20 protein-coding genes are annotated in these 22,299 nt (G+C 70.0%); 17 read left to right on the top strand and 3 right to left on the bottom strand.

Going from position 1 to position 22,299, the window contains the following annotated elements; translation table 11 throughout:
- Window positions 1–10: 10 nt before the first annotated feature.
- On the top strand, window positions 11–1,261 hold the full coding sequence (locus tag ACIRHA_RS04140) for a lactonase family protein (RefSeq protein ID WP_403839604.1): 1,251 nt from the start codon (window positions 11–13) through the stop codon (window positions 1,259–1,261).
- Window positions 1,251–3,143: a TolB family protein gene (locus ACIRHA_RS04135; protein WP_403839602.1), complete on the top strand. Its 1,893-nt coding sequence runs from the start codon at window positions 1,251–1,253 to the stop codon at window positions 3,141–3,143. Before ACIRHA_RS04140 ends, ACIRHA_RS04135 begins: the two co-directional genes overlap by 11 nt.
- 15 nt (window positions 3,144–3,158) lie before the next feature.
- Here ACIRHA_RS04135 and ACIRHA_RS04130 read toward each other — a convergent pair whose 3' ends face one another.
- Window positions 3,159–3,974, bottom strand: coding sequence for an IclR family transcriptional regulator (locus tag ACIRHA_RS04130; protein ID WP_403839600.1), 816 nt, complete (start codon window positions 3,972–3,974; stop codon window positions 3,159–3,161).
- 70 nt (window positions 3,975–4,044) lie between these two features.
- On the opposite strand from ACIRHA_RS04130, the gene ACIRHA_RS04125 reads away from it, so the two are divergent.
- The 12 genes from ACIRHA_RS04125 (at window position 4,045) to ACIRHA_RS04070 (ending at window position 16,488) form a co-directional block, all read left to right on the top strand.
- Window positions 4,045–5,235: a cupin domain-containing protein gene (locus ACIRHA_RS04125; RefSeq protein WP_403839598.1), complete on the top strand. Its 1,191-nt coding sequence runs from the start codon at window positions 4,045–4,047 to the stop codon at window positions 5,233–5,235.
- Window position 5,236: 1 nt separating this feature from the next.
- Window positions 5,237–6,064 (top strand): fumarylacetoacetate hydrolase family protein, encoded by an 828-nt coding sequence (locus ACIRHA_RS04120; protein WP_403839596.1) that lies wholly within the window; start codon window positions 5,237–5,239, stop codon window positions 6,062–6,064.
- Window positions 6,061–6,696: a maleylpyruvate isomerase N-terminal domain-containing protein gene (locus ACIRHA_RS04115; RefSeq protein WP_403839594.1), complete on the top strand. Its 636-nt coding sequence runs from the start codon at window positions 6,061–6,063 to the stop codon at window positions 6,694–6,696. The genes ACIRHA_RS04120 and ACIRHA_RS04115 overlap by 4 nt, the downstream gene beginning before the upstream one ends.
- Window positions 6,697–6,723: 27 nt before the next feature.
- A complete protein-coding gene (locus ACIRHA_RS04110; RefSeq protein WP_403842085.1) occupies window positions 6,724–7,968 on the top strand; it encodes an FAD-dependent oxidoreductase in 1,245 nt (414 codons plus the stop codon).
- Window positions 7,969–7,984: 16 nt separating this feature from the next.
- The gene (locus tag ACIRHA_RS04105; protein ID WP_403839592.1) at window positions 7,985–8,593 is read left to right on the top strand and encodes a TetR/AcrR family transcriptional regulator; all 609 of its coding nucleotides are present in this window, start codon (window positions 7,985–7,987) and stop codon (window positions 8,591–8,593) included.
- 221 nt (window positions 8,594–8,814) lie between these two features.
- Window positions 8,815–9,789: a phosphotriesterase gene (locus tag ACIRHA_RS04100; RefSeq protein ID WP_403839590.1), complete on the top strand. Its 975-nt coding sequence runs from the start codon at window positions 8,815–8,817 to the stop codon at window positions 9,787–9,789.
- A gap of 67 nt (window positions 9,790–9,856) precedes the next feature.
- Window positions 9,857–10,804, top strand: a complete 948-nt coding sequence (locus ACIRHA_RS04095; protein ID WP_403839588.1) for a phosphotriesterase — start codon at window positions 9,857–9,859, stop codon at window positions 10,802–10,804.
- A gap of 15 nt (window positions 10,805–10,819) precedes the next feature.
- Complete coding sequence (locus ACIRHA_RS04090; RefSeq protein ID WP_403839586.1) at window positions 10,820–11,947, top strand: FAD-dependent oxidoreductase; 1,128 nt, start codon at window positions 10,820–10,822, stop codon at window positions 11,945–11,947.
- A gap of 5 nt (window positions 11,948–11,952) precedes the next feature.
- Complete coding sequence (locus ACIRHA_RS04085) at window positions 11,953–12,876, top strand: alpha/beta hydrolase (RefSeq protein WP_403839584.1); 924 nt, start codon at window positions 11,953–11,955, stop codon at window positions 12,874–12,876.
- Window positions 12,877–12,884: 8 nt separating this feature from the next.
- Window positions 12,885–13,823, top strand: coding sequence for an MBL fold metallo-hydrolase (locus tag ACIRHA_RS04080; protein WP_403839582.1), 939 nt, complete (start codon window positions 12,885–12,887; stop codon window positions 13,821–13,823).
- A 20-nt stretch (window positions 13,824–13,843) separates the two neighbouring features.
- Window positions 13,844–15,562, top strand: coding sequence for a CocE/NonD family hydrolase (locus ACIRHA_RS04075; protein WP_403839580.1), 1,719 nt, complete (start codon window positions 13,844–13,846; stop codon window positions 15,560–15,562).
- 527 nt (window positions 15,563–16,089) lie between these two features.
- Window positions 16,090–16,488: an oxidoreductase C-terminal domain-containing protein gene (locus tag ACIRHA_RS04070; RefSeq protein WP_403839577.1), complete on the top strand. Its 399-nt coding sequence runs from the start codon at window positions 16,090–16,092 to the stop codon at window positions 16,486–16,488.
- Here ACIRHA_RS04070 and ACIRHA_RS04065 read toward each other — a convergent pair.
- Window positions 16,452–18,332: an MFS transporter gene (locus tag ACIRHA_RS04065; protein ID WP_403839575.1), complete on the bottom strand. Its 1,881-nt coding sequence runs from the start codon at window positions 18,330–18,332 to the stop codon at window positions 16,452–16,454. The two genes, ACIRHA_RS04070 and ACIRHA_RS04065, sit on opposite strands and share 37 nt — an antisense overlap.
- A 496-nt stretch (window positions 18,333–18,828) precedes the next feature.
- The gene (locus ACIRHA_RS04060; protein WP_403839573.1) at window positions 18,829–19,293 is read right to left on the bottom strand and encodes a MarR family winged helix-turn-helix transcriptional regulator; all 465 of its coding nucleotides are present in this window, start codon (window positions 19,291–19,293) and stop codon (window positions 18,829–18,831) included.
- Window positions 19,294–19,516: 223 nt separating this feature from the next.
- On the opposite strand from ACIRHA_RS04060, the gene ACIRHA_RS04055 reads away from it, so the two are divergent.
- The 3 genes from ACIRHA_RS04055 (at window position 19,517) to ACIRHA_RS04045 (ending at window position 22,272) form a co-directional block, all read left to right on the top strand.
- Window positions 19,517–19,708 carry a ferredoxin gene (locus tag ACIRHA_RS04055; protein WP_403839571.1) on the top strand — a complete coding sequence of 64 codons (192 nt, stop codon included), beginning with the start codon at window positions 19,517–19,519 and terminating at the stop codon, window positions 19,706–19,708.
- Between the two features lie 57 nt (window positions 19,709–19,765).
- The gene (locus ACIRHA_RS04050) at window positions 19,766–20,980 is read left to right on the top strand and encodes a cytochrome P450 (protein ID WP_403839569.1); all 1,215 of its coding nucleotides are present in this window, start codon (window positions 19,766–19,768) and stop codon (window positions 20,978–20,980) included.
- 176 nt (window positions 20,981–21,156) lie between these two features.
- Window positions 21,157–22,272 carry an epoxide hydrolase family protein gene (locus ACIRHA_RS04045; RefSeq protein ID WP_403839567.1) on the top strand — a complete coding sequence of 372 codons (1,116 nt, stop codon included), beginning with the start codon at window positions 21,157–21,159 and terminating at the stop codon, window positions 22,270–22,272.
- Window positions 22,273–22,299: the final 27 nt, after the last annotated feature.

Below are 22,299 nucleotides of genomic sequence, written 5' to 3'. Positions count from 1 at the left end.
GACTTCTCCGATGAGCAGACACCCGCACACCCCTCGGGGCGCCGGCACACCGCCCCGGCGCCCCGCACGCAGATCCGTACTGACCGCACTCACGGCATCGGCGGCGAGCACCGCACTCCTGCCGGCCACGTCCGCACGCGCGGCAACCGACCACCGAACGCGCGCCGACCTGCTCTACGTGGGCACTTGGGGTGGCAGCCAGGTGCACGCCATCCGCTTCGATCCCGTCCGCGGCACCATGTCACCTCTGGGCGTGATGGCAGAGGCCAGCTCGAACTGGGTCACCGTGCACCCGACACGGCCCGTCCTCTACGTCGCCGGCGCGGAACAGGGCGGGTTCGTCCGCACCTTCCGCATCGACGACTCGTCCGGCACCCTCCGCCGAACCGGTGAGCTGCAGACCGAAGCGGATCCCGGCGGCAGCGGGGGCCTGTCGTACCTGGGGCTCGACGCGGACACCTTGCTGGTCGCCGACTTCGCGACCGGATCCGCGGCGACCGTTCCCGTGCACCGCGACGGCGGGCTCGGCGCGGTGGCCTCCACCGTGCGGCACACCGGTTCGGGACCCAACCCGCGCCAGGCGGGCCCGCACACGCACCACGTGGTCATCGCCCCGGGCCGCAGGTTCGCGCTGGTCGCGGACTTCGGCGCGGACCGTGTCTTCGTGCACCGCTACGATCCCAACACCCGCCGCATGGGCGCCAGTTCGGTGGGCCACTACGCGACGGCACCGGGATCGGGGCCGCGACGCCTCGCGTTCCACCCGCGCGGGCGGACGGCCTACCTGCTGAACGAGCTGACCGCGGACATCGAGACCCTGTCGTGGGATCCCAGGACCGGCACACTGGCGCCCCGCCAACTCCTGACGACGAACGCACCGGGCCACACCGGCACCACGAGCGCCGCCGAACTCGCCGTCGGCCGCGACGGACGGCACGTCTACGTCTCCAACCGGGGCGACAACACGCTGGTCGTCTTCGCGATCGACCAGCGGACCGGCCTGCTCACCGAGGCACAGCGGCTGCCCTGCGGGGGTGTCACCCCCTGGAGCTTCTCCCTGCACCCGGAGGGTCGGTGGCTGTTCGTCGCGAACAAGGCGAGCGGCACGGTCGACCTCTTCCAGGTGGACCCGGCCTCGGGCCGGCTCACCGCCACCGGCACCTCCGTGGCCGTCCCCGACGCCGACTGCGTCGGTGTCCGCCGGACACGCGTACAGCTTCCCTCCGTGCACGAAAGGACCCAGGACAGCGATGACACCTGACATCAAGCGCCGTGCTCTTCTCGCGGCCGGAGCGGCCGTCGCCGGCGCCGCGCTCCTGCCCACTCCCTTCGCCGTGACGGCGGCAGCCGAGGGCAAGAAGGGCGTCATGCTGATGAACCGCATCGGCCCGTCCGGCTCCACCCTGTACATCTGCGACGCCGACGGCTCCAACGAACGCAAGCTGGTACAGGACGCGTCCTTCGACCACCACGCGGCCTTCTCGGCCGACGGCAAATCGGTGTTCTTCACCTCGGAACGCACGGGCGACGGACACTCCTGTCTGTACCGGGCGAAGGCCGACGGCACGGGCGTGCAGCGCCTGGTGGCCGACTCGGCCATGAACGACTGGGCCGTCCCGTCGCCCGACGGCAAGAAGGTGGCCTACGTGTCCACGAGCGGCGACCACAAGACCCATATCTGGGTGCTCGACCTCAGCACGAACCGCCGCACCAACCTGACCGGCACGGCAGCACTCGCCGGCGACCCCGCGAGCCCCGACGGCCACTTCCGCCCCGCCTGGTCGCCCGACGGCAAGTGGATCGCCTTCTCCAGCGACCGCAACACCACCTGGCGGGGCCACGGCAACGGCACCGGCTGGGAACACACGCAGGAACTGAGCATCTACGTGATCCGGCCGGATGGCACCGGATTCCGGCAGGTGGCGACCCGCGACGGATACTGCCTCGGCTCCCCGAAGTGGTCGCCCGACGGTTCCCGGATCGTGTTCTACGAGATCACCGTCGAGGGCACCTGGGGCGCGCACAGGCCCGAGGCCATCGGGACCGTCGAATCCCAGATCGTCTCGGTCGACGTCGCGACGGGTGCCCGCGTCGAGCACACCTCCGGCGCCAACCTGAAGGTCGCACCTCAGTACGTGTCCGCGACGGAGATCGGCTATCTGGTCAAGGGCGGGGCGGACGAGGGCCTCGCCTACGTCTCGGACACCCGGCCGGCCGTCAAGCGGACGCTGCGCTCCCCGGTCTGGTCGCGGGACGGAAAGTCGGTGATCTACGAAAAGCTCGACTACACGACGCGCCCGCTCGACGCGCCCCTGCACAGCTGGGACCCGGACTGGGACTACCGCCACTGCGACGTGTTCCCCGCGCTGTCCAGGGACGGGCGCCTCGCCCTCACCAACAAGCAGCTCGGCAACTCCTCCATCGTCACCATGCGCGCGGACGGCTCCGGCCAGAAGGTCGTCTTCGACACCGCCACGTCGGGCCTCGATCAGACGCAGGTGCAGCACGGCCTGGCCGGTGCGTTCCGGCCCACCTGGTCGCCGGACGGCAAGTGGATCGCGTTCGGCCTCGGCGGCTGGTTCCAGACCCGCGCCACGAGCACCGCGAAGCTGATGCGGGTGGCCGACGACGGCTCCTCGCACCAGGAGCTCACCGACGGAAAGACCAACGCCGGCTTCCCGAGCTACTCCGAGGACGGCAACCGGATCGTCTACCGGGTGTGGGGCGAGGAGATGGGCCTGCGCGTCCTCGACCTCAGGACGGGCGCGACGACCGTCCTCACCACCGAGTCCGACAACCTGCCGGACTGGTCCGCCGACGGCAAGCTCATCCTCTTCACACGCAAGACGAGCGCCACCAACTTCGACGTGTGCACCATCAAGCCCGACGGCAGCGGCCTGAAGACCCTCACGAGCAGCGGCGCCAACGACGGCCACGCGGTCTGGAACCACGACGGCCGCATCCTCTACAACAGCGGCATGTACGGCTTCCGCGAAGAGGCCGCCCTGTACGACGACACCTTCCAGCCCTACGGCCAGATCTTCAGCATGAACGCGGACGGCAGCGACAAGAAGCTGCTGACGGACAGCAAGTGGGAGGACTCGATGCCGCTCTACCTCACGCAGGACGTCCTGTCCGGCTGACGGACCCGGCGTCACTCAGCGCCGCTTCTCATGCGTCGCCGCCTCCGCGTCCTCCGGGGGCGGCGACCCGAACTCCCCGCCGAGCGCCTGCGCCGCGGCCTCCAGCGTGGCGACCAGCGGCCGTAGACGCTGCGGGTCGTAGCGCACGCCGGGCATCGAGACGGACAGGCCCGCAAGCGCCGTGCCGTCCTGGTCGCGGACCGGGACGCCGACGGCTACCAGGCCGCGTTCGGAGCGGTCCTTGTTCACGGCGAAGCCATTGCGGCGCAGGCGCTTGAGCTCCGTGCGCAGGCGCGGGAGGTCGGGGCGGTCCGCCGGGCGGTCGCGGTAGCGCTCGGCGGCGTAGACCTCCTCCAGCTCGTCGTCGGACAGTTCGGCGAGCATGAGGAGCCCCGTCGTGGTGCGGTGGGCCGGGAAGACCATGCCCTCCCGGTTGCCGACCCGCAGCGACTGCCGGCACTCGACACTGGCGATGAACCGGACCGTGTCCCCGGTGCGCACGATCAGGTTCGTCGTCTCGTCGAGGAGGCCGACGACGCGGTGCAGGTGGGGCAGGGCCGCCGTGCGCAGCCGTGACACGAGCGACTGGGAGTGGACGGCCAGTTCGAGCACCGGGCCCGCGCGGTAGACCCGGTCCTCTCCGCGTACGGCGAAGTCCCGGTACACGAGCATCGCCAGGACGCGGTGGGCCGTCGAGCGGGCGACATCCAGGCGCTCCGCGAGCTGCGCCACCGTCGCGCCGCCCTCCATCTGAAGGATGGTCGCCGCCCGCAGCGCGTGGTCGACGCTGGCGATGGGGTACGGCGGAGGAGTCTTCAGTGGCTTGTCCATGGGCGGCACCTCGAATTCTGCTGTCAAGAATCTACATGTCGCCTCAGCAGACGCGCTGCACGCTGAGCCTGTGACTGACACCGCGCTCACCCAAGAAACCGCTGTGGGCTCCCCGGTACGGCTTGAGGCCGTGACCGCGCAGGGGCAGCCCGAGGTCACCCCGGCGCTCGAGGAGCTGTACCGGGGCTTCGAGCAGGAACTGCTCATACCGCTGTGGACCGAGATCGGCGGCCTGATGCCTGAGCATCCGCGCTCGCGCGCCGTGCCGCACCTGTGGCGCTGGGAGAAGCTGCGCGAGCTGGCCGCGCGGGCCGGGGACATCGTGCCGGTCGGCCGTGGCGGCGAGCGCCGTGCCATCGCGCTGGCCAACCCCTCGCTCGACGGGCGGCCGTTCGCCACTCCGACGCTGTGGGCGGCCATCCAGTACCTGATGCCCGGCGAGGACGCCCCCGAGCACCGGCACACCCAGCACGCCTTCCGCTTCGTCGTCGAGGGCTCCGGTGTGTGGACGGTCGTCGGCGGCGATCCCGTGCCCATGAACCGCGGCGACTTCCTCCCGCAGGCGGGCTGGAACTGGCACGCCCACCACAACGCGACCGCCGAACCGATGGCCTGGATCGACGGCCTGGACATCCCCTTCCAGTACGTCACCGAGGCCCAGTTCTTCGAGTTCGGCCGCGACGAGATCAGCGACGCCGAGCGCACCACGCCTGAGCGCTCGCGCTCCGAGCGACTGTGGGGCCACCCCGGCCTGCGTCCGCTGTCCGCCGCCCCCGCGACGCCGGGCAGCCCGCTGCTGTCCTACAAGTGGGAGTACACCGACGCCGCGCTGGCCGACCAACTGCTGCTGGAGCGGGAGGGGTTCGGCGGCACCTTCGAGCCCGGACACGCCGCGGTGCGCTACACCAACCCGCAGGACGGATCCGACGTGCTGCCGACGATCCGCGCCGAGTTCCACCGCATCGCCCGCGGCTCCGAGACCGCGCCGGTGCGCGAGACCGGCTCGTCCGTGTACCAGGTGTTCGACGGCTCCGGCGTCGTCACCGTCGGCGACAGGTCCTGGACGGTGACCCGCGGTGACCTGTTCGTCGTTCCCTCCTGGGAGCCGTTCTCCGCCCGGTCCGAGGCCGGCGGAACCGACTCCGACTCCGGCGGCCTCGACCTCTTCCGTTTCTCCGACGCGCCCGTCTTCGAGGCGCTCAAGCTCCACCGCACCGGGCTCGATCGCGCCCAGCTCACCCGCACCCAGAAGGACGCCTGACATGAAGCTCGCCACCATCCGCACCGCCGACGGCACCCGGGCCGTCCGCCTCGACGGCGAGGTCCTCGTCGACCTCGGACACCCCGACCTGGGCGCACTGTTCGCCGAGGCCAACTGGCAGGACACGGCCGCCACCGCGAGCGGCGCCACGTACCCGGTGGCAGGCGCCGACTTCGCGCCGGTCGTCCCGAACCCCTCCAAGGTCGTGTGCGTCGGCCACAACTACACCAACCACATCAAGGAGATGGGCCGGGACCTGCCCAGCCACCCGACCCTCTTCCCCAAGTTCGCCGAGACCCTGACCGGCGCCAACGACGCCGTCGTCAAGCCCTCCGAGACCGAAGCGCTCGACTGGGAGGTCGAGTTGGCCGTCGTCATCGGGCAGCGGGTGCGCCGCGCCGACGAGCGGCAGGCCGCCGACGCCATCGCCGGCTTCACCGTCATGAACGACATCTCGCTGCGCGACTGGCAGTTCCGCACCATCGAGTGGACCCAGGGCAAGATCTGGGAGGCCACCACCCCGGTCGGCCCCTACGTCGTCACCCCCGACGAGGTCGGCGGCGTCCGCCCCGCCCTCGAAGTGAAGACGACCGTCAACGGCAAGGTCATGCAGCGGGACGACACCGGCACGCTGCTGTTCGACCCGGTCTTCCTCGTCCAGTACATCTCCACCGCCATCACCCTGAACCCGGGCGACATCATCGCCACCGGCACCCCGGCCGGCGTCGGCAACGCCCGCGACCCCAAGGCGTTCCTGGCACCCGGCCAGACCGTGGTCACCGAGATCGCCGGCCTCGGCGCCTGCACCAACGAGGTGGTCGGCGCATGACCACCGCGACCCGCACCCTCACCGACGCGCGCGCCTGGGCCCGCGACGGCACCGACCTCCTGCTCGACGCCGTCGCGGACCTGGACGAAGAGGGCTTCTCCGCCCCGAGTCGACTGCCCGGTTGGACCCGCAGCCACCTGGTGGCCCACGTCGCCGCCAACGCCGACGCCCTGTGCAACCTCGTGCACTGGGCGGCCACCGACGAAGAACGGCCGATGTACGCCTCGCCGGAGGAGCGCACCGCCGGCATCGCCAAGGGGCCCACCCTGTCGGCCGACGAACTGCGCTCCTGGCTCACCGGATCCGCGCGGCGGCTCGCCGAGGACCTCGACCGGCTCAACCACGAGCAGTGGCAGCACGAGGTCCTCACCGCACAGGGCCGCGCCGTCCCCGCCACCGAACTGCCATGGATGCGCGCCCGCGAGACGTGCGTCCACGCCGTCGACCTCGGTGCCGGCGGTGTCACCTTCGCCGACCTGCCGCACGGCTTCCTGGCCGCGCTGACCGAGGAGATCCGCGCCAAGCGCGCACTGGACGGGCTGCCCGAAGGACCGCTGCCCGAGGTCGCCGCCTGGCTGGCCGGCCGGCCCCATGTACTGGCCGACGCCTCCGAACTCGACCCCTGGCTCTGAGAGGTGAAACCCGTGTCCCAACCTGATGTGATCGTCGTCGGCGGAGGCATCGGTGGCCTCGGTGCGGCGTTCTCGCTGACCCGCCAGGGCCTCGCCGTCCGCCTGCTGGAGAGCGCCCCCGTCTTCGGTGAGGTCGGCGCCGGCATCCAGCTCGCCCCCAACTGCACCCGCATCCTCGACGACTACGGCCTCCTGGAGGAGGCGAAGAGCCTCGGCGTCGTCCCGGACGCGATGGTCATGCGCGACGCCGTCGACGGTGAGGAACTGACCCGCCTCGACTTGCGCGACCTAGAACAGCGCTACGGCTACCCGTACTTGGTCATCCACCGCAGCGACTTGCACGGCCTGCTGCTGCGCGCCTGCGAACGGGCCGGCGTCGAGCTGATCAACAAGGCGCAGGTGACGGCGTACGAGAACACCGACGGCGGCGCCCGCGTGACGCTCGCGGGTGGCGAGACCCACGAGGCCGGGCTCGTGATCGCGGCCGACGGCCTGCACTCCGTCGCCCGCAAGCTGTTCATCGACGACGAGCCGGTCTCCTCGGCGTACGTCGCCTACCGTGGCACGGTCCCCGCAGAGCAGCCGCGCGTACGGTCCGTCGACCTCAGCGAGGTCGTGGTCCACATCGGCCCCCGCTGCCACTTCGTCCACTACGGCCTGCGCGGCGGCGAACTCCTCAACCAGGTCGCCGTCTTCGAGTCACCCAAGGCCCTGGCGGGGCAGGAGGACTGGGGCACACCCGACGAGCTCGACGCCGCCTTCGCCGACACCAGCGACTTCGTACGGGACGGCCTGCCGTTCATGTGGCGCGACAAGTGGTGGCGGATGTTCGACCGCGGCCCCGTCATGAACTGGGTGCACGGCCGCATCGCCCTCCTCGGCGACTCCGCGCACCCGCCCCTTCAGTACATCGCCCAGGGCGCGATCATGGCCATCGAGGACGGCTGGGTGCTGGGCGAGCACGTAGCCCGCCACCGGGCCACCGACGGAACGGTCGACTGGAGTACCGCACTCACCGCCTACGAGGCCGTCCGCCCCGAACACTGCCGCCGGGTCCTGACCACCTCCCGCAAGTGGGGCGAGCTGTGGCACCTCGACGGCCTGGCTCGCGAGCAGCGCAACGCACTGCTGCGCGCCCGTGACACTTACGACTACTCCTTCACGGACTGGCTGTACGGCCCGACCGCGCTGACACCGGACGAGGAGCCGCAGATGTTCACGCCGATCCCGCTGACCTCGGCGGACGTCCCGGAGGGGCGGAGCATGGCGTGACGTTAGGATTTCCGCCATGGCGAACCTTCGACAGGCGCAGAAGCAGATGACGCGCCGCCTCCTGCTGGAGTCCGGGCTCGAGCTGTTCACGACGAAGGGCTACGCCGCCACCAAGGTCGACGAGATCGCGACCGCCGCGGGCACCACCCGGGTCACCTTCTACGCGTACTTCCCCTCCCGGACCGACCTGATGAAGGCGCTCATCGACGAGCGGCTCAACGAAGCGCTCCAGCGAGTCCGGTCCCCGGAGCACGGATCGACGGCCCAGGACCTCGTCGCCACCGTGGCCGGCGGGACGGCGGAGGGGATCGGCGCCTGGCTTCGGCGCACCGCGGACAGCTGGCCCGAGATCCGCCCGATCATCCGCGTCGGCCGGGACGCGGCGGCGATCGATCCGGAGCTGCGTGACCTCGTGGAGCGGTGGATGGAAGAGGCCATCAGCGACATCGAGGACGGGCTCACGCAGGCCGGACGTTTCGAGCCGCACCAGCGCCGTTTCAAGGGAGTGCTGGCCATGGCCGAGCTGGACTATGTCGCCCAGCACTGGGGCGCTGCCGACTGGAAGCTGACCCGCGAGCAGCTGCTCGACGAGTTGAGCGCCAGCTGGGTACGCCTCCTGACCTGACACCCACACACAACAACTCCACCCCCTCGCACCAAGGCTCCTCCGAGGCCCTCCACGGCCTCGGAGGAGCCTTTTTTGCTCACACACCACACCCCGCCGCAACACTGTGACCAGTTATTTTTCGTGATGTTCGTTCACTTGACGTTCTGTAAAGTGGATCGCTAGCGTGACGTCATCCACCGGGTGCGATGCCGCACCCGCACCGGACACGTGAGGCAGGCATGAGCGTGAACAGCACCACCGTGAACACCGTCCTGGGCCCGGTGCCGGCCGACGAGTTGGGTGTCGTATCCGTCCACGAGGCACTGCTCTCGGTGCTCCCGGGCGCCGAGCACGCCTTCGACATCACCCTCGACCGCGCCGAGATCTTCGAGACGCTCGCCGGCCGGCTCCGGGACTTCCGCTCCCACGGCGGCGGCACCCTCGTCGACAGCACCGGCATGTTCCACGGCCGCGACATCCCCCTCTACGAGGCCCTCTCCCGCGCCACCGGCGTGCACATCATCGCCTCGACGGGGCAGGGCCCCGAGGAGCTGCTCGGCGGCTACTTCCTCACCCCGCAGACCAACCCGCCGACCCCGTGGCCCGCCGAGAAGTTCGCCGACCTCTTCATCAAGGAGATCGCCGAGGGCATGGTGGTTCCGCGCGTGGAGCGCCGCGGCCCGGCCGGACTGGTCACCACGGCGGTGACCCGTGCGGGCATGACCGCCACCGACGAGAGCCTGCTGCGCGGCGCCGCACACACCGCCCTCGCCACCGGTGTCGCCGTCTCCTTCCGCCACGGCGCCGACGCCGTCCGCGAACTCGACGTCGTCCTGGACGAGAAGCTCCCGGCCGACCGCGTGGCCGTCGGCGGCCTGGACCGCAAGGACGCCGTTGCCGCCGGCGCACCCGAGAAGATCGCCGCCCGTGGCGCCCGCGTCGTCCTCGACCACGTCGGCACCGAGGACGACGAACACCTCACCGACGCCGAGCGCGCCACCCTGGTCGCCGACCTCGTGCGCGCCGGACACACCGACCGGATCCTGCTCTCCGTCGGCGCGACCGGGGTCGCCAAGGGGCACCCCGCCAACGACCTGCCGTACAGCCACCTGCTGACCGCTTTCGTGCCGCTGTTGAGCGCGCACGGCATCGGCGACGGCGACATACGGCGCATCTTCGAGGCCAACCCGCGCGACCTGATCGCGGTGCGTTGAGCGTGCGGCCCGAACCGACCGTCAAGAACTCCGCGAATCCGAAGGCGAGATGAGTGTTGTGTCGCGAGTGAACACCGTCCTGGGGCCGATCCCCGCCGAGGAGTTGGGCTTCGTGGCGATCCACGAGCACATCGGCTACGGCATGCCCGGCTCCGAACTGGACACGCAGTGGTGGAAGACCCCCGAGCGGCGCTACGAGGAGACCGTTCCCAAGCTGCGCCGCTTCCACGAGCTGGGCGGCGGCACCTTCGTCGACGCGACCGGCATCTGCAACGGACGCGACGTCGACTACTACAAGTCACTGTCCGCGAAGACCGGTGTCCACCTCGTCGCCTGCACCGGCTTCGTCGGCGGCGACACCGCCCTGCCGCACTTCGCCCGCGCCGAAGTCGACTACTTGGCACGGCAGTTCGTTCACGAGATCACCGTCGGCATCGGTGACAGCGGCAGCCGCGCCGGTGTCATCAAGGTGGGCGTGAGCCGTGGCGGGCGCATGACCGACCTCGACAAGCGCATCTACCGCGCCGCCGCCCGCGCCGCGCTCGCCACGGGCGTACCCATCCTGACCCACCTCGCGATCGACGCCGAGAACGCCGTCGCGATCTTCAACGAAGAGCAACTGCCGCTGGACCGCGTGCTGTTCGGGCACGTCGACGACGGGGTCAACGCCGATAAGACACGCGACGTGTGGATCGCCGAACAGGGCGGCCGCATCGGCTTCGACACCTTCGGCTACGAGACCGAACTGCCCGACCCGCCGTTCTGGGCCCGCCCCCGCAAGGAGCGCCTCGACCACTTCCTGCGGTTCATCGACGGGGGCCGCAGGACCAAGCAGGTCCTCGCCTCCGCCGACGCCAACTGCTCCCCGCTGGGCTGGCCCGGCGTCAAGGGTCACACCGTCAACTACCTGTTCGACGACCTGATCCCGGACCTGCGCGCCGCCGGCCTCGACGAGGCAGCCATCCGGACGATCTTCGTCGACAACCCCGCCGGCTTCCTGACCATCCAGCAGTAGGAGAGACCTCACGTCATGCAGGACCTGAAAGATCTCAAGATCGCCATCGTCGGAGCGGGTTACGGCGGCGCCGCCGCGGCCAAGGCGCTCGGCCTGCTCGGCGCGGACGTCACCGTGTACGAACAGGCGAGCCGGATCCGCGAGGTCGGCGCCGGTATCGGCCTGCGCCCCGTCACCATGAACCGCTTCCGCGAGTGGGGCATCTTCGACGCCATCGCCCAAGTCAGCTCGCCCAGCGAGTACTTCCAGATCCTCACCCCCACCGGCGAACCCATCATGAAGGAGGCGTGGCCGGCCGACGGCGAGCAGACCCATACGCACCTGATCCACCGCGGCGACTTCATCGAGGCGCTGCTCGGCGCGCTGCCCGAGGGCATGGTGCGCCTCGGGCACCGCCTGGAGAGCATCGAGGACAAGGGCTCCCGCTCCGTCCTGACCTTCGCCGACGGCACCACTGCCGAGGCGGACCTCGTCGTCGGAGCCGACGGCATCAAGTCGGTCGTGCGCCGGCAGCTGTTCAGCGACAAGGGCGCGGTGTTCTCCGGCGAGCACGCCTACCGCGCCGTCATCTCCGTCGCCGACGCCCACGGCATGGTCACCGACGACAACCTGCGCATGTACATCGGCCGCGGCACGAAGATCTACTTGCTGCCGCTGCGCCACCGCGACCAGGTGTCCTTCGACATCACCGCCCGGTGCCCCGACGGCGCCTGGACGCCGCAGGTCACCAAGGAGGACATGCTGCGCACGGTCGAGGGCTTCGACGAGCGCCTCGTGGACATCACGCGCGGCCTCGACATGGACACCGTGAACATCCGCGCCGTCTACGACATCGACCCGGTCGACACCTGGCACTCGGACTCCGTCGTCCTCATCGGCGACGCCGCGCACTCGATGCTGCACCACCAGGGCCAGGGCGCCAACTCCGCCATCGAGGACGCCGGAACGCTCGCCGACGCCCTGCGCGAGGCGGACTCCGTGAAGGAGGCACTCGCCCTCTTCCAGGTCACCCGCAAGCCGGTGACCGACACATTGCAGGCCGTCTCGCGGCAGGGCTGGGCCGAGGACGGGATCGACGAGGTCTTCCCCGGCCAGAAGCCCGGGTCCACGGCGACACCCGCGCCCACCGCGACAAAGGAGTAGGAACCATGCCGCTGCACCCCGAGATCGCGAAGTTCCTCGCGACCCTCCCGCCCCCGCCCGAGGGCCCCCTCGACCCGGTGGCGATGCGCGCCGACGAAGAGACACACGTTCCTCCCGTGGAGGAACGCCTGCCGCTGCACGCGGTGGAGGACCTGACCGCACACACCACCACCGGCGATGTGCCGGTACGCGTCTACACACCCACCGACGCGGTCCGCCATGGTGTGTTGGTGTATTTCCACGGCGGAGCGTTCTTCCTCGGCAGCCTGGACACCCACGACCACATCGCACGCTCGCTGGCGAAGGAGACCGGCCTGAAGGTCGTCTCCGTGGACTTCCGCCGGGCACCGGAGTCCGCGTTCCCGGCCGGCCTCGACGACTGCTGCGCCGTGACCCGATGGGCCGCCGAGCAAGGCGAGGCGCTGGGCTGGGACGGCACGACCCTCGCGGTCGCCGGTGACAGCTCCGGAGGCACCTTCGCCGCCGCAGTCGCGGCCCGCGCGTACGACGACGGCTTCGACCGCATCACCCACCAGATCCTCTACTACCCCTCCCTCGACCTGGACTTCGACGAGGCCCGCTACGCCTCGCTGCGGGAGAACGCCGTCGGCTACGGCCTGGAGACCGCGGGCCTCAAGCCGTTCAACGCCTTCTACGTCGACAGCGGCGCCGACCCGGCCGACCCGCTGGTCTCCCCGGTCAAGCGCGAGGACCTGAGCGGACTGCCGCCGGCCCTGGTCGTCACCGCCGAGTTCGACCCCATGCGCGACGAGGGCGAACTGTACGGGGGCCGGCTCGCGGAGGCCGGTGTGCCGGCGACGGTGAGCCGCTACGACGGCGCGGGCCACGGGTTCGTCCAGCACTTCTCCTGGATCCCCGAGTACCACCGGGTCTTCACCGAGACCCGCGACTTCCTCACCCGGAGCTGAGACGACCCATGACACACGACGTCACCGTCCACCCCTTGGTGTCACCCTGGGGCCGATTCGGTCTGTACAGCTTCTTCATCGACGCACCCGAACCGGCGATCGTCGACACGGGGATCGCCGGCTCGCCCGCCGAGGGCATGGCGCCCGCCCTTGAGGCGATCGGGCGCCGCATCGAGGACGTCCGCTGGATCCTGCTGACACACGGTCACATCGACCACGTCGGCGGCGCACACGCCCTGTGGGAACTCACCGGACGTCGTGCGCAGGTGGTGATCCACGAGGCCGACGCGCCGATGCTGCGCTCCCGGCAGGCACACGTGGAGGAGTACCGCGCCGGACGCGGCCGCTACCTCCGCGATCCCGACGGTGAGGCGAAGATGGCGGCTGCCACGAAGGCCGTCATCTCAGGGGAGTTGGAACCCACCCTGCTCGTCAAGGGCGGCGAGACGCTCTCCCTCGGCGGCGACGTCACCGTCTCGGTGCACGCGCTCCCGGGCCACACACCCGGGTCGGTCGCCTACACCGTCGACGGGCAGCGCTCGGTCTTCGTCGGTGACTCCGTGCAGGTCCACGGCGCCGCCAACGGCTTCCCCGGCTACACCGACCCGGCCGCGTACCGAACGGGCCTTCAGTACCTGCGCGACGAGATCCGCCCGCGCCGTCTCTACCTCGGCCACCCCTACCGCAGGGCCGACGGCACCCCGTACGGCGTCGAACTCGACGAGGCGCAGGCCCGGGAGGCCATTGACCAGTCCCTCGCCGCCGAGGACCGCGTCGCCCAGGCCGCCTGCCGCTGCCTGGAGTCGGGGCTCACGGAGACGGGCTCCCCGTACTCCCCGTTCGCCGGGGCCGCCGAGGAACTCGGCTACGCCGGCGACCCCACGCTCGAACCGTCGCCGTTCTTCACCTCGATGCACGCCTACCGCACGCGCGGCGAGAACGCGTAACACAGGAGCACACCGCAGACATGACCGACCAACACACCATCGAGGCGGGCGGCCAGACCATCACCGTCCGCAAGGACCTCCGCGTACCGATGCGCGACGGCGTCACGCTCGCCACCGACACCTATGCCGGCACGGACGACACCCCGCGCCCCGCACTCGTCGCCCTGAGCCCCTACGGCAAGGAACTCCAGGCACTCGCCCTCACCACGCCTCCGCAGCGCCGCCCCAGTCCGATGTGGGACGGCTGCGTAGAGGCCGGTGACATCGCGCGCGTCGTCAAGGAGGGCTACGTCCACGTCATCGGTGACCTGCGCGGCTCCGGTGCCTCCGAAGGCACCCACATCGGCAACTACAACGCCGGCGGCGTCCCCCTCGGCCAGGACGCGTACGACTTCATCGAGTGGGTCGCGGCGCAGCCGTGGTGCGACGGCAACGTCGGCATGATCGGCATCTCGTACTTCGGCTCGATGCAGGTCCTCGCGGCTGCCGAGCGCCCGCCGAGCCTCAAGGCGATCTTCGTCAGCGGCGGCCACTACGACTTCTACGAGACGACGTACCACGGCGGCGTCATGTGGTTCATGCCGCGCGCCGCCCGCGAGGGCCGCGGCGGCGACTCCGGCTGGGCTTTCACCGACGGTGTCAAGTCCCGAATGTTGGAGGCGTACTCGCCCGAGGAGATCAGGAAGCGGGTCGCGGAGCGGCTGCGGGACCCGGACGTGGCCGCCTGGCCCAACCTGGTCCACGTCCTCAACTACCCGAAGAACCACGAGGCTTGGTTCGACATCGTCATGAACGAGGTCGACGGCGACTGGTACGAGGAACGCAACCCGATCACCCTCGCGCCCAACATCGACATCCCGGTCTGGCTCCAGATCGACCAGGGCCGGGGCTGGACGATGGACGGCACGATCGACCTCTTCAAGACACTGAACGGCCCGAAGAAGCTCTCCATCGGCCCCTACCCCCCGATGCAGTCGCGCCCCTTCGTCGAGGAGCACGACAAGATGTTCCGCTGGTACGAGTACTGGCTCAAGGGCATCGACAACGGAGTCATGGACGATCCCGCCGTCACCGTCCACGTCGAGGGCTCCCGCGAGAGCGTCACGGGCAGGCAGTGGCCCCCGAAGGACGTCGAGCACCGCCCGCTGTACCTGCGCCCGCGCCGCCAGCTCTCCTACGAGCCCGAGCCGATGGGTGCCGAGCACGCCGCCCCGGACGGCTTCTACCAGGCCCCGCTGACGGTGACGGACAAGGTGGAGATCCTCAGCTGGAGCACCGCACCCTTCACCGAGCCGACCGAGATGATCGGCCAGGGCGCGGCCCACCTCTTCGCCGAGATCGACCAGCCCGACACGAACTTCATCCTGCGCCTGTGGGACGAGACACCGGGCGGTAAGCGGCAGCTCATCACCACCGCCTACCTCAAGGCGTCCCACCGCGAACTCGACGAGGAACACACCACCGAGGGCGACCCGCACCACCCCCACACCCGCGCGGTTCCGGTCGAGCCTGGCCGCATCGAGGAGTACGTGCTGCGGGTCTACCCGTTCGCGGCGACGTTCCTGCCGGGCCACCGCCTGGTCGCGGAACTCTCCAACGACGAACCACTGGCCGACGACCACAACGCGCTGCTGCCCCCGGACGCCTTCCACCTGCCGGTGGGACGCCCGGTCACGCACAAGATCTACCGGGATGCGGCGCATCCGTCGCGGCTGATGCTGCCGTTCACGGTGGGGTAGGGACCGAAGTCCCCATGTTGGGCGGGTGATTGACCACGTCAGCGGTCAGGGCTCGCGTACGAACGTCGCACAGTCCGGGCAGGCGTCGAGGCGGCGATGGCGGCACTCGGGAGTGTGCTGGAGGAAGGTGGTGATCGCTTGCCGCCTTCTGAGGACTTCACTCTTCGAACAGACCACCCGCCGGGTCCGCATCGTAGGCACCACCGCCCACCCGACCGCCGCCTGGGTAGTGCAGGCCGTTCGCAACCTGTTGATGGGCCTCGAGGACGACACCCGCGTGACACGATCAAGTTCCTCAACCGCGACCGCGACGCCAAATACCCGGAGCTCGTCAACGGGATCCTCGCCGACGCCGCACCCTTACGCGCCATCCCCGAACCCCTGCCCGACGAACGCATCGCGCACCTCCACGTTCGCCGACACGACCGCCTCGGCGGCGTCTTGCACGAAGATCGACATGCGTCTTGATCTGCACGGACGTAGTTTTCAGCGGCCCGCGTGGTGACAGCGGACAACGGGAGATCGAAATGGCGAACACCGTCGTGAGGTCTCTGCTGGGAAACCCGGAGCAGTACTACGTCGTTCCGTGGTTCTGGTCGAACCAGTACGACGCGAAGATGAAGACGGTCGGCGTGCTGTGGGGCTACGACCGCGAAGTGGTTCGCGGCGATGCGGAAAGCGGACAGTTCACCGTGGGGGACCTCAGCGGAAGCAGACTGCTGGCGCTCGACTGCGTCAACCGCCCCGCCGACTTCGCGCAGGGGCGGAACCTGATCCGCTCGGGGGCACCGGTCGACGCCGAGGAACTGGCTGCCGTCGGCGTGTCCCTGAAGCTGCTGGCAGGCGGGATTTCGGGCCACCTGAGCAGCAGGAACCCCGCCCTCAGGCGCTACGGGCGCAAGGCGGTGGCGATGAGTTCGCCGTAGCGGCGCCAGTGTGCGGGGTCGTGATCGCCGAGTTCGACCAGTTGCCGGGAGCAGCCGCCGATCAGGACCCGCAGGTCCTGCGTGGTGACGTCCGGGCGCACACGCCCGGCGGCCAGTTCGGCGTCCAGGAGCCTCTGGAAGTTGCTCATGGTGCGGTCGACGCTGGCCTGTGCGCCGGGGACCATCTGCCGGGGCAGGATGTCGGCCAGGACGCGGTCGGTGGCCAGGTGTTCGAGGAGGTCACCGAGCAGACGTCGCAGGGACTGATGAGTGTCGGACTGCCCGACGGCGGCGCTGGTGCGATCTTCCAGCCACCGGAGCTGGTGCAGGGCGACCGCGGTGATCAGGTCCGTCTTCGTGGGGTAGCTGCGATAGACGGTCGCCTTGCCGACACCGGCCTGGGCGGCGACCTCCGCCACCGTCCCCTCCATGCCTCGTTCGGCGAAGACCTGGAGGGCCGCGGTGACGATCCGGGCATGGTTGCGGCGCGCGTCCGCGCGGCGTTCGGACCAGTCCTCGGCGTTCTCCGGCGATGTGGGAGAGGCGCTGTACGAAGTTGCCATGCGGACAGTCTGCCGGTCAGCCGCGGCCGGTGGCCTGCGAGCCCTTGTTGAGGGGGCCTCGCCCAGCGGAGCCGCGGCCGCGATCTCGTCGAGGACGGAGCTCGTCTGGTGGGATGTGGTGCGCGGGATGAACACCGCCGCGAAGCCCGCGACGACGGCGCCGATCGCACCGATCGCACCGATCGCACCGATCGCACCGATCAGGAATCCCACCGTGTACGCGTGCTCGGTGGGCAGCACCTGCCCGGCGACGACACTGCCTGCCAGAATGCTGGCGACGGTCTGCGAACCAAGCGACGAGCCAATCGAGCGGACGAGCACGTTCACCCCGGTGGCCTCGCCGGTCTTGGCCGCCGGTACCGAGTCCACGATGAGGTTGGGCATCGCCGCGAAGGCGAGCCCGATTCCCGCGTACAGCAGCATCGTCATGCCCAGCACGGCACCTTGCGATCCGTGCGCGACGGCCAGCAGCGCGAGGCCCGCACCGGAGACGAGAGCGCCCAGCGTGAGCGGAAGCTTCGCGCCGTAGCGCTTGGTCAGCGCACCGGACAGCGGACCGGTGATCATCATCATCAAAGACCCCGGCAGCATGAGCAGACCGGCCCGCGTCGCGTCGGCACCGAACCCGTACCCGGAACCGGAGGGCGTCTCGGCCAACTGCGGGATCAGCAGAAACGCGCCGAACATGCCGAAGCCGACCAGCAGCGTCACCAGGTTGGTCATCAGCACCGTCGGCCGCAGGAACAGCGACACATCCACCAGCGGTTCGGCGACCCGGCGCTCGACCAGGCCGAAGAGCGCGAGAACCACGACACCTGCCGCGATGAGCCCCAGAGTGCGGCCGCTGGTCCAGCCCCACGACTGTCCCTCGCTGATGGCGATCAGCGGCGCGGTGACACCCACGGCGAGCAGTACGGTACCCAGCACATCGATGCGTCTCGGCGAGCGCACCGGGGACTCCGGCAGGACGAGTTGGGCGCCGGCCGCAGCAACCAGCGCCATCACCGTGCCGGACCAGAAGATCCAGTGGTACGAGGCGTGGTCCACCAAGAGCCCGCCCAGCAGCAGACCTATGCCGCCGCCGATGCCCGCGATCGCGGAGATCAGCCCGACCGCGCCGTGCCGCCGTTCGGCCGGGAACTCGTCCCGCGCGATGCCGAAGCACAGCGGGAAGATGCCGCCGCCCGCCCCCTGCACGACGCGGCCGGCGATCACCAGGCCGAGGCTGCCGCCCGTCGCCGCCAGCGCGCCGCCGGCGGCGAACAGCAGCAGTGAGATCACGAGCAGCCGCTGCTTGCGAACATGTCGCCGAGCCGGCCGAACACCGGTGTCAGCACGGCCGAAGAGACCAGGTAGCCGGTCAGGGTCCAGGCGACGTTCTACGCACTGCTGTGCAGCGCGCCCGCCAGGTCACCGATCGCCGGGACCACGGCGGTCTGGGCAAGCGAGTAGGCCAGGCCGCGACGCTCAGGATCGCCATGCTCCGGCCGACCGGGACGGTGCGTCCCGCCTCGTCGTCCTGTCGGGAAGATTTCAATGTCCACTCCTCGCGAGACGCCGGCTCCACGGGGAGAACAGCCGGTCGCGACGGTCCGGCCGGGCGCTCTCGGTCCGGAGCACGGACGGACCAAACGGACCCGCGGGTCCGGTTACATCCCGGAGTCTGACCGGACCCGCAAGTCCGGCAGTTGGGGCCTCAGGCACACATAGGGCGAGTCACCGGCCCCGGTCCGGCATCCTCCCGTCTCCCAGGCCTCTCACGGCGCGGACCCATGTGTCATTCGCTGCGGTAGACGTCGGTGATGCGCTTGATCACCGCAGCGGTCACGTGCAGTTCGTCGGGTGTGAAGTCGGCCAGGGCGTCGGTGAGCCAGCGCTGACCGGTCGCCTCCATGCGGGAGACAAGATCTCGGCCATCTTTGGTGATGCTGATCCTGCGTACGCGGTGATCGTCGCCGGGTTCCCTGACCGTGGCGACGAGCCCCTCCTCCTCCAGGCTGCGCATCTGGCGCGTGACGTGGGACGCCCGCACCATCAGGGCGTCGGCGAGGTCCATCATGCGCATCGGGGAGGGCGCCGCGGCCAGGGCCCGCAGGATCGTGAGCGATGCACGGTCGATGGGCACCCCGGATTGGGCGCGCAACCGTGCGTGGGTACGGGCGCTGCTGAGAACGTTCGCGAGGTCGGACAGCGATCTGTACAGCTCGGGCGGGGCGACGGGGCCGGACGGAGAGTGGGTCACCCCTTGATGATGTCGCACGCGACTGTCGTCCGGCAGTCGTGATCGGCGGGTTCCGCCGACGCCGCGCCCCCGCGGGGTGGCCGCCCCACGGCGGCGAGATGTGACCAAAAGGTGCCCGTACAGGGGGCGTTCTTCAGAACCCAGGGATTGGAGTGTTAGGTTCCGGAGCGTGGCTTGCTTTTGTTAAGTAAGCTTCTGAGAGTCCGATCCGGAGGTAGTGAAAATGCAGGTTTCCGTCGAAATGGACAAGTGCTGTGGGGCCGGTCAGTGCGTACTGGTCGCACCGGAGGTGTTCGACCAGCGGGACGAGGACGGGGTGGTGATCGTGCTGAACGCGCAGCCGCCCGCCGAGCTCCACGCGAGCGTCGAAGAAGCGGTACTGGTGTGCCCGGCGGCAGCCATCACACTGTCCTGACCTGCGTTCTTTGGCCATTCCCGAGTCCCCACCACTCGCACCGCTGGAAGGACGAACATGACCCAGTCCCCCGTCGCGCCCCCTGCCTGGACCATGCAACGCGCGTCCGCCTGTCCCTTCGACCCCCCGCCCGCCATGTCCGAGCTGATCGAGAAGGAACCGATCTCGCGCGTGACCCTGTGGAACGGCAAGACCGCCTGGCTGCTCACCCGGCACGCCGACCAGGTCGCGTTCCTTCAGGACGAACGCGTCAGCGCGGACAACACCCTGCCGACGTACCCCAGCCCCACCGCGGCGTCAGAAGCCACCCGCGAGCACAACCGGGCGTTCATCTTCATGGACGAGCCCGAACACAACGAGCATCGCCGCCGGTTCACCAGTGACTTCACCGTCAAGCGCACGCGGTCGCTGAGCCCTCGCATCGAGGAGATCATCGGCGACCTGCTGGACAGGATGGAGAAGGCGGGGCCGCCTGCCGACCTGGTCACCTCGTTCGCCCTGCCCATACCCTCCCTGGTGATCTGCGAACTGCTCGGCGTCCCCTACGAGGACCACGACTTCTTCCAGCGGGCCAGCGCGTTCATCGTCGACACCCGCAGCACCCCGGAGCAGGCACTGGCCGCCTCCAAGGAACTGACGGCGTACCTCGGTGACCTCGTCGAGTCCAAGCTGTCGAACCCGGGCGACGACCTGCTCAGCCGCCTGGCGACCGGCTTCCTGGCCACCGGCGAGAGCACAAAGCAGGAGTGCGCCAACGAGGCGCTGCTGCTGCTGGTGGCCGGTCATGAGACGACCGCCAACATGATCGCGCTGGGCACCTGCGCCCTGCTCCAGAACCCCGAGCAGCTCGCCGTCGTGCGGGACGGGACCCCGCAACAGGTGGCGGGGGCGGTCGAGGAACTGCTGCGCTACCTGACCATCGTCCACATGGGACGCCGCCGCGTCGCCCTCGCCGACATCGAGATCGGCGGACAGATGATCAAGGCCGGTGACGCAGTGATCTGCCCCACCGACCTCGCCAACCGGGACCCCGAGGTCTTCGAGGACCCCTTCAGCCTGCGGGTCGACCGCCAGGCCCGCCGCCATCTGGCCTTCGGCTCCGGGCCGCACCAGTGTCTCGGCCAGAACCTCGCCCGTGTCGAACTCCAGCTCGCCTACCCGGCGCTGCTTCGGCGCTTCCCCACCCTCCGCCTCGACTGCGCTCTGGACGAGGTCCCCTTCCGTGCCGGCATGGCCGTCTACGGAGTCCACGAACTCCCCGTCGCCTGGTAGGAAACCGCACTCCAGGGGCCGAGCGCACCGCACATCGGCCGCCCGGCCCCTGGAAGGCCGTAATCCGGCACCCCCTACACCCCGCGCACCGGTCCCGCGACGCCCTCCGCTTGCTGTCCGGCCGCAGGCGGGGTGACGCAACTGATGTCGACCACGTCGACGAGAAGGAGAAAGCCGTGGCAGCCGAGCCGTTCGAGGTCACTGTCCCCGAGGCCGACATCGCGGATCTGCGGGAGCGGCTGCGGCGTACGCGGTGGCCGGAGGCGGAGACCGTCCCGGACTGGTCGCAGGGGATTCCGCTGGACTACGTGCAGGAGCTGTGCCGCAGCTGGGCGCAGGAGTACGACTTCGGGTTCGCGAAGCGGCTGAACGCGTTCCCTCAGTACCGCGACACGGTCGACGGGCTCGGGATCCACTTCCTGCACGCCCGCTCGCCGGAACCGGACGCGTTCCCGTTGGTGATCACGCACGGGTGGCCGGGCTCGGTGCTCGAATTCCTCGACATCCTGGGCCCGTTGACCGATCCACGGGCCCACGGCGGGGACCCGGCCGACGCGTTCCACGTCGTGGCCCCCTCGCTGCCCGGATACGGGTGGAGCGACAAGCCGTCGGCCGCCGGCTGGGGCATCGAGCGCGTCGCCCGCGCCTGGGACCAACTGATGGACTCGCTCGGCTACCAGCGCTACGGCGCGCAAGGCGGCGACTGGGGCGCCGTGGTGAGCCCCGCGCTGGGCTCGGTGGCACCGGAACGCGTCGCGGGCGTGCACGTGAACCTGGCGACAGCTCCGCTGGGCACGTTCGACGACCCGACACCCCGCGAACAGAACGCCCTCGCCGCACACCAGGAGTTCCTGCGGACCGGCCGCGGCTACGCGGGCCAGCAGTCCACCCGGCCCCAGACCCTCGGCTACGGCCTCACCGACTCCCCCGCAGGACAGGCCGCCTGGATCGCCGAGAAGTTCTGGGCCTGGACCGACAACAACGGCCACCCCGAGGACGCGGTGTCACGCCAGCAGATCCTCGACGCCGTCTCGGCGTACTGGTTCACCGCCTCCGCCACGTCCTCGGCACGCCTGTACTGGGAAACCCGCTTCATGGACCAGGTCACCGTGCCGTCGGGCATCTCCGTGTACCCCGCCGAGATCATCTCCCCGTCCCGGCGCGAGGCCGAACTGCGCTTCACCGACCTGCGCTGGTACGAGGAGATGCCCCACGGCGGCCACTTCGCCGCCATGGAGCAGCCCGCATCGCTGGTCGAGCAGATCCGCGGATTCTTCCGCCTCGTGCGCTGACCGCCACCAACCGACTTCCACCGAACA

Origin of the sequence: Streptomyces sp. NPDC102360 (genome assembly GCF_044766085.1) — a bacterium.
Lineage (GTDB): Bacteria > Actinomycetota > Actinomycetes > Streptomycetales > Streptomycetaceae > Streptomyces.
Note: the sequence above shows the minus strand (reverse complement) of the source record. Positions and strands in the feature narration are given on the sequence as shown.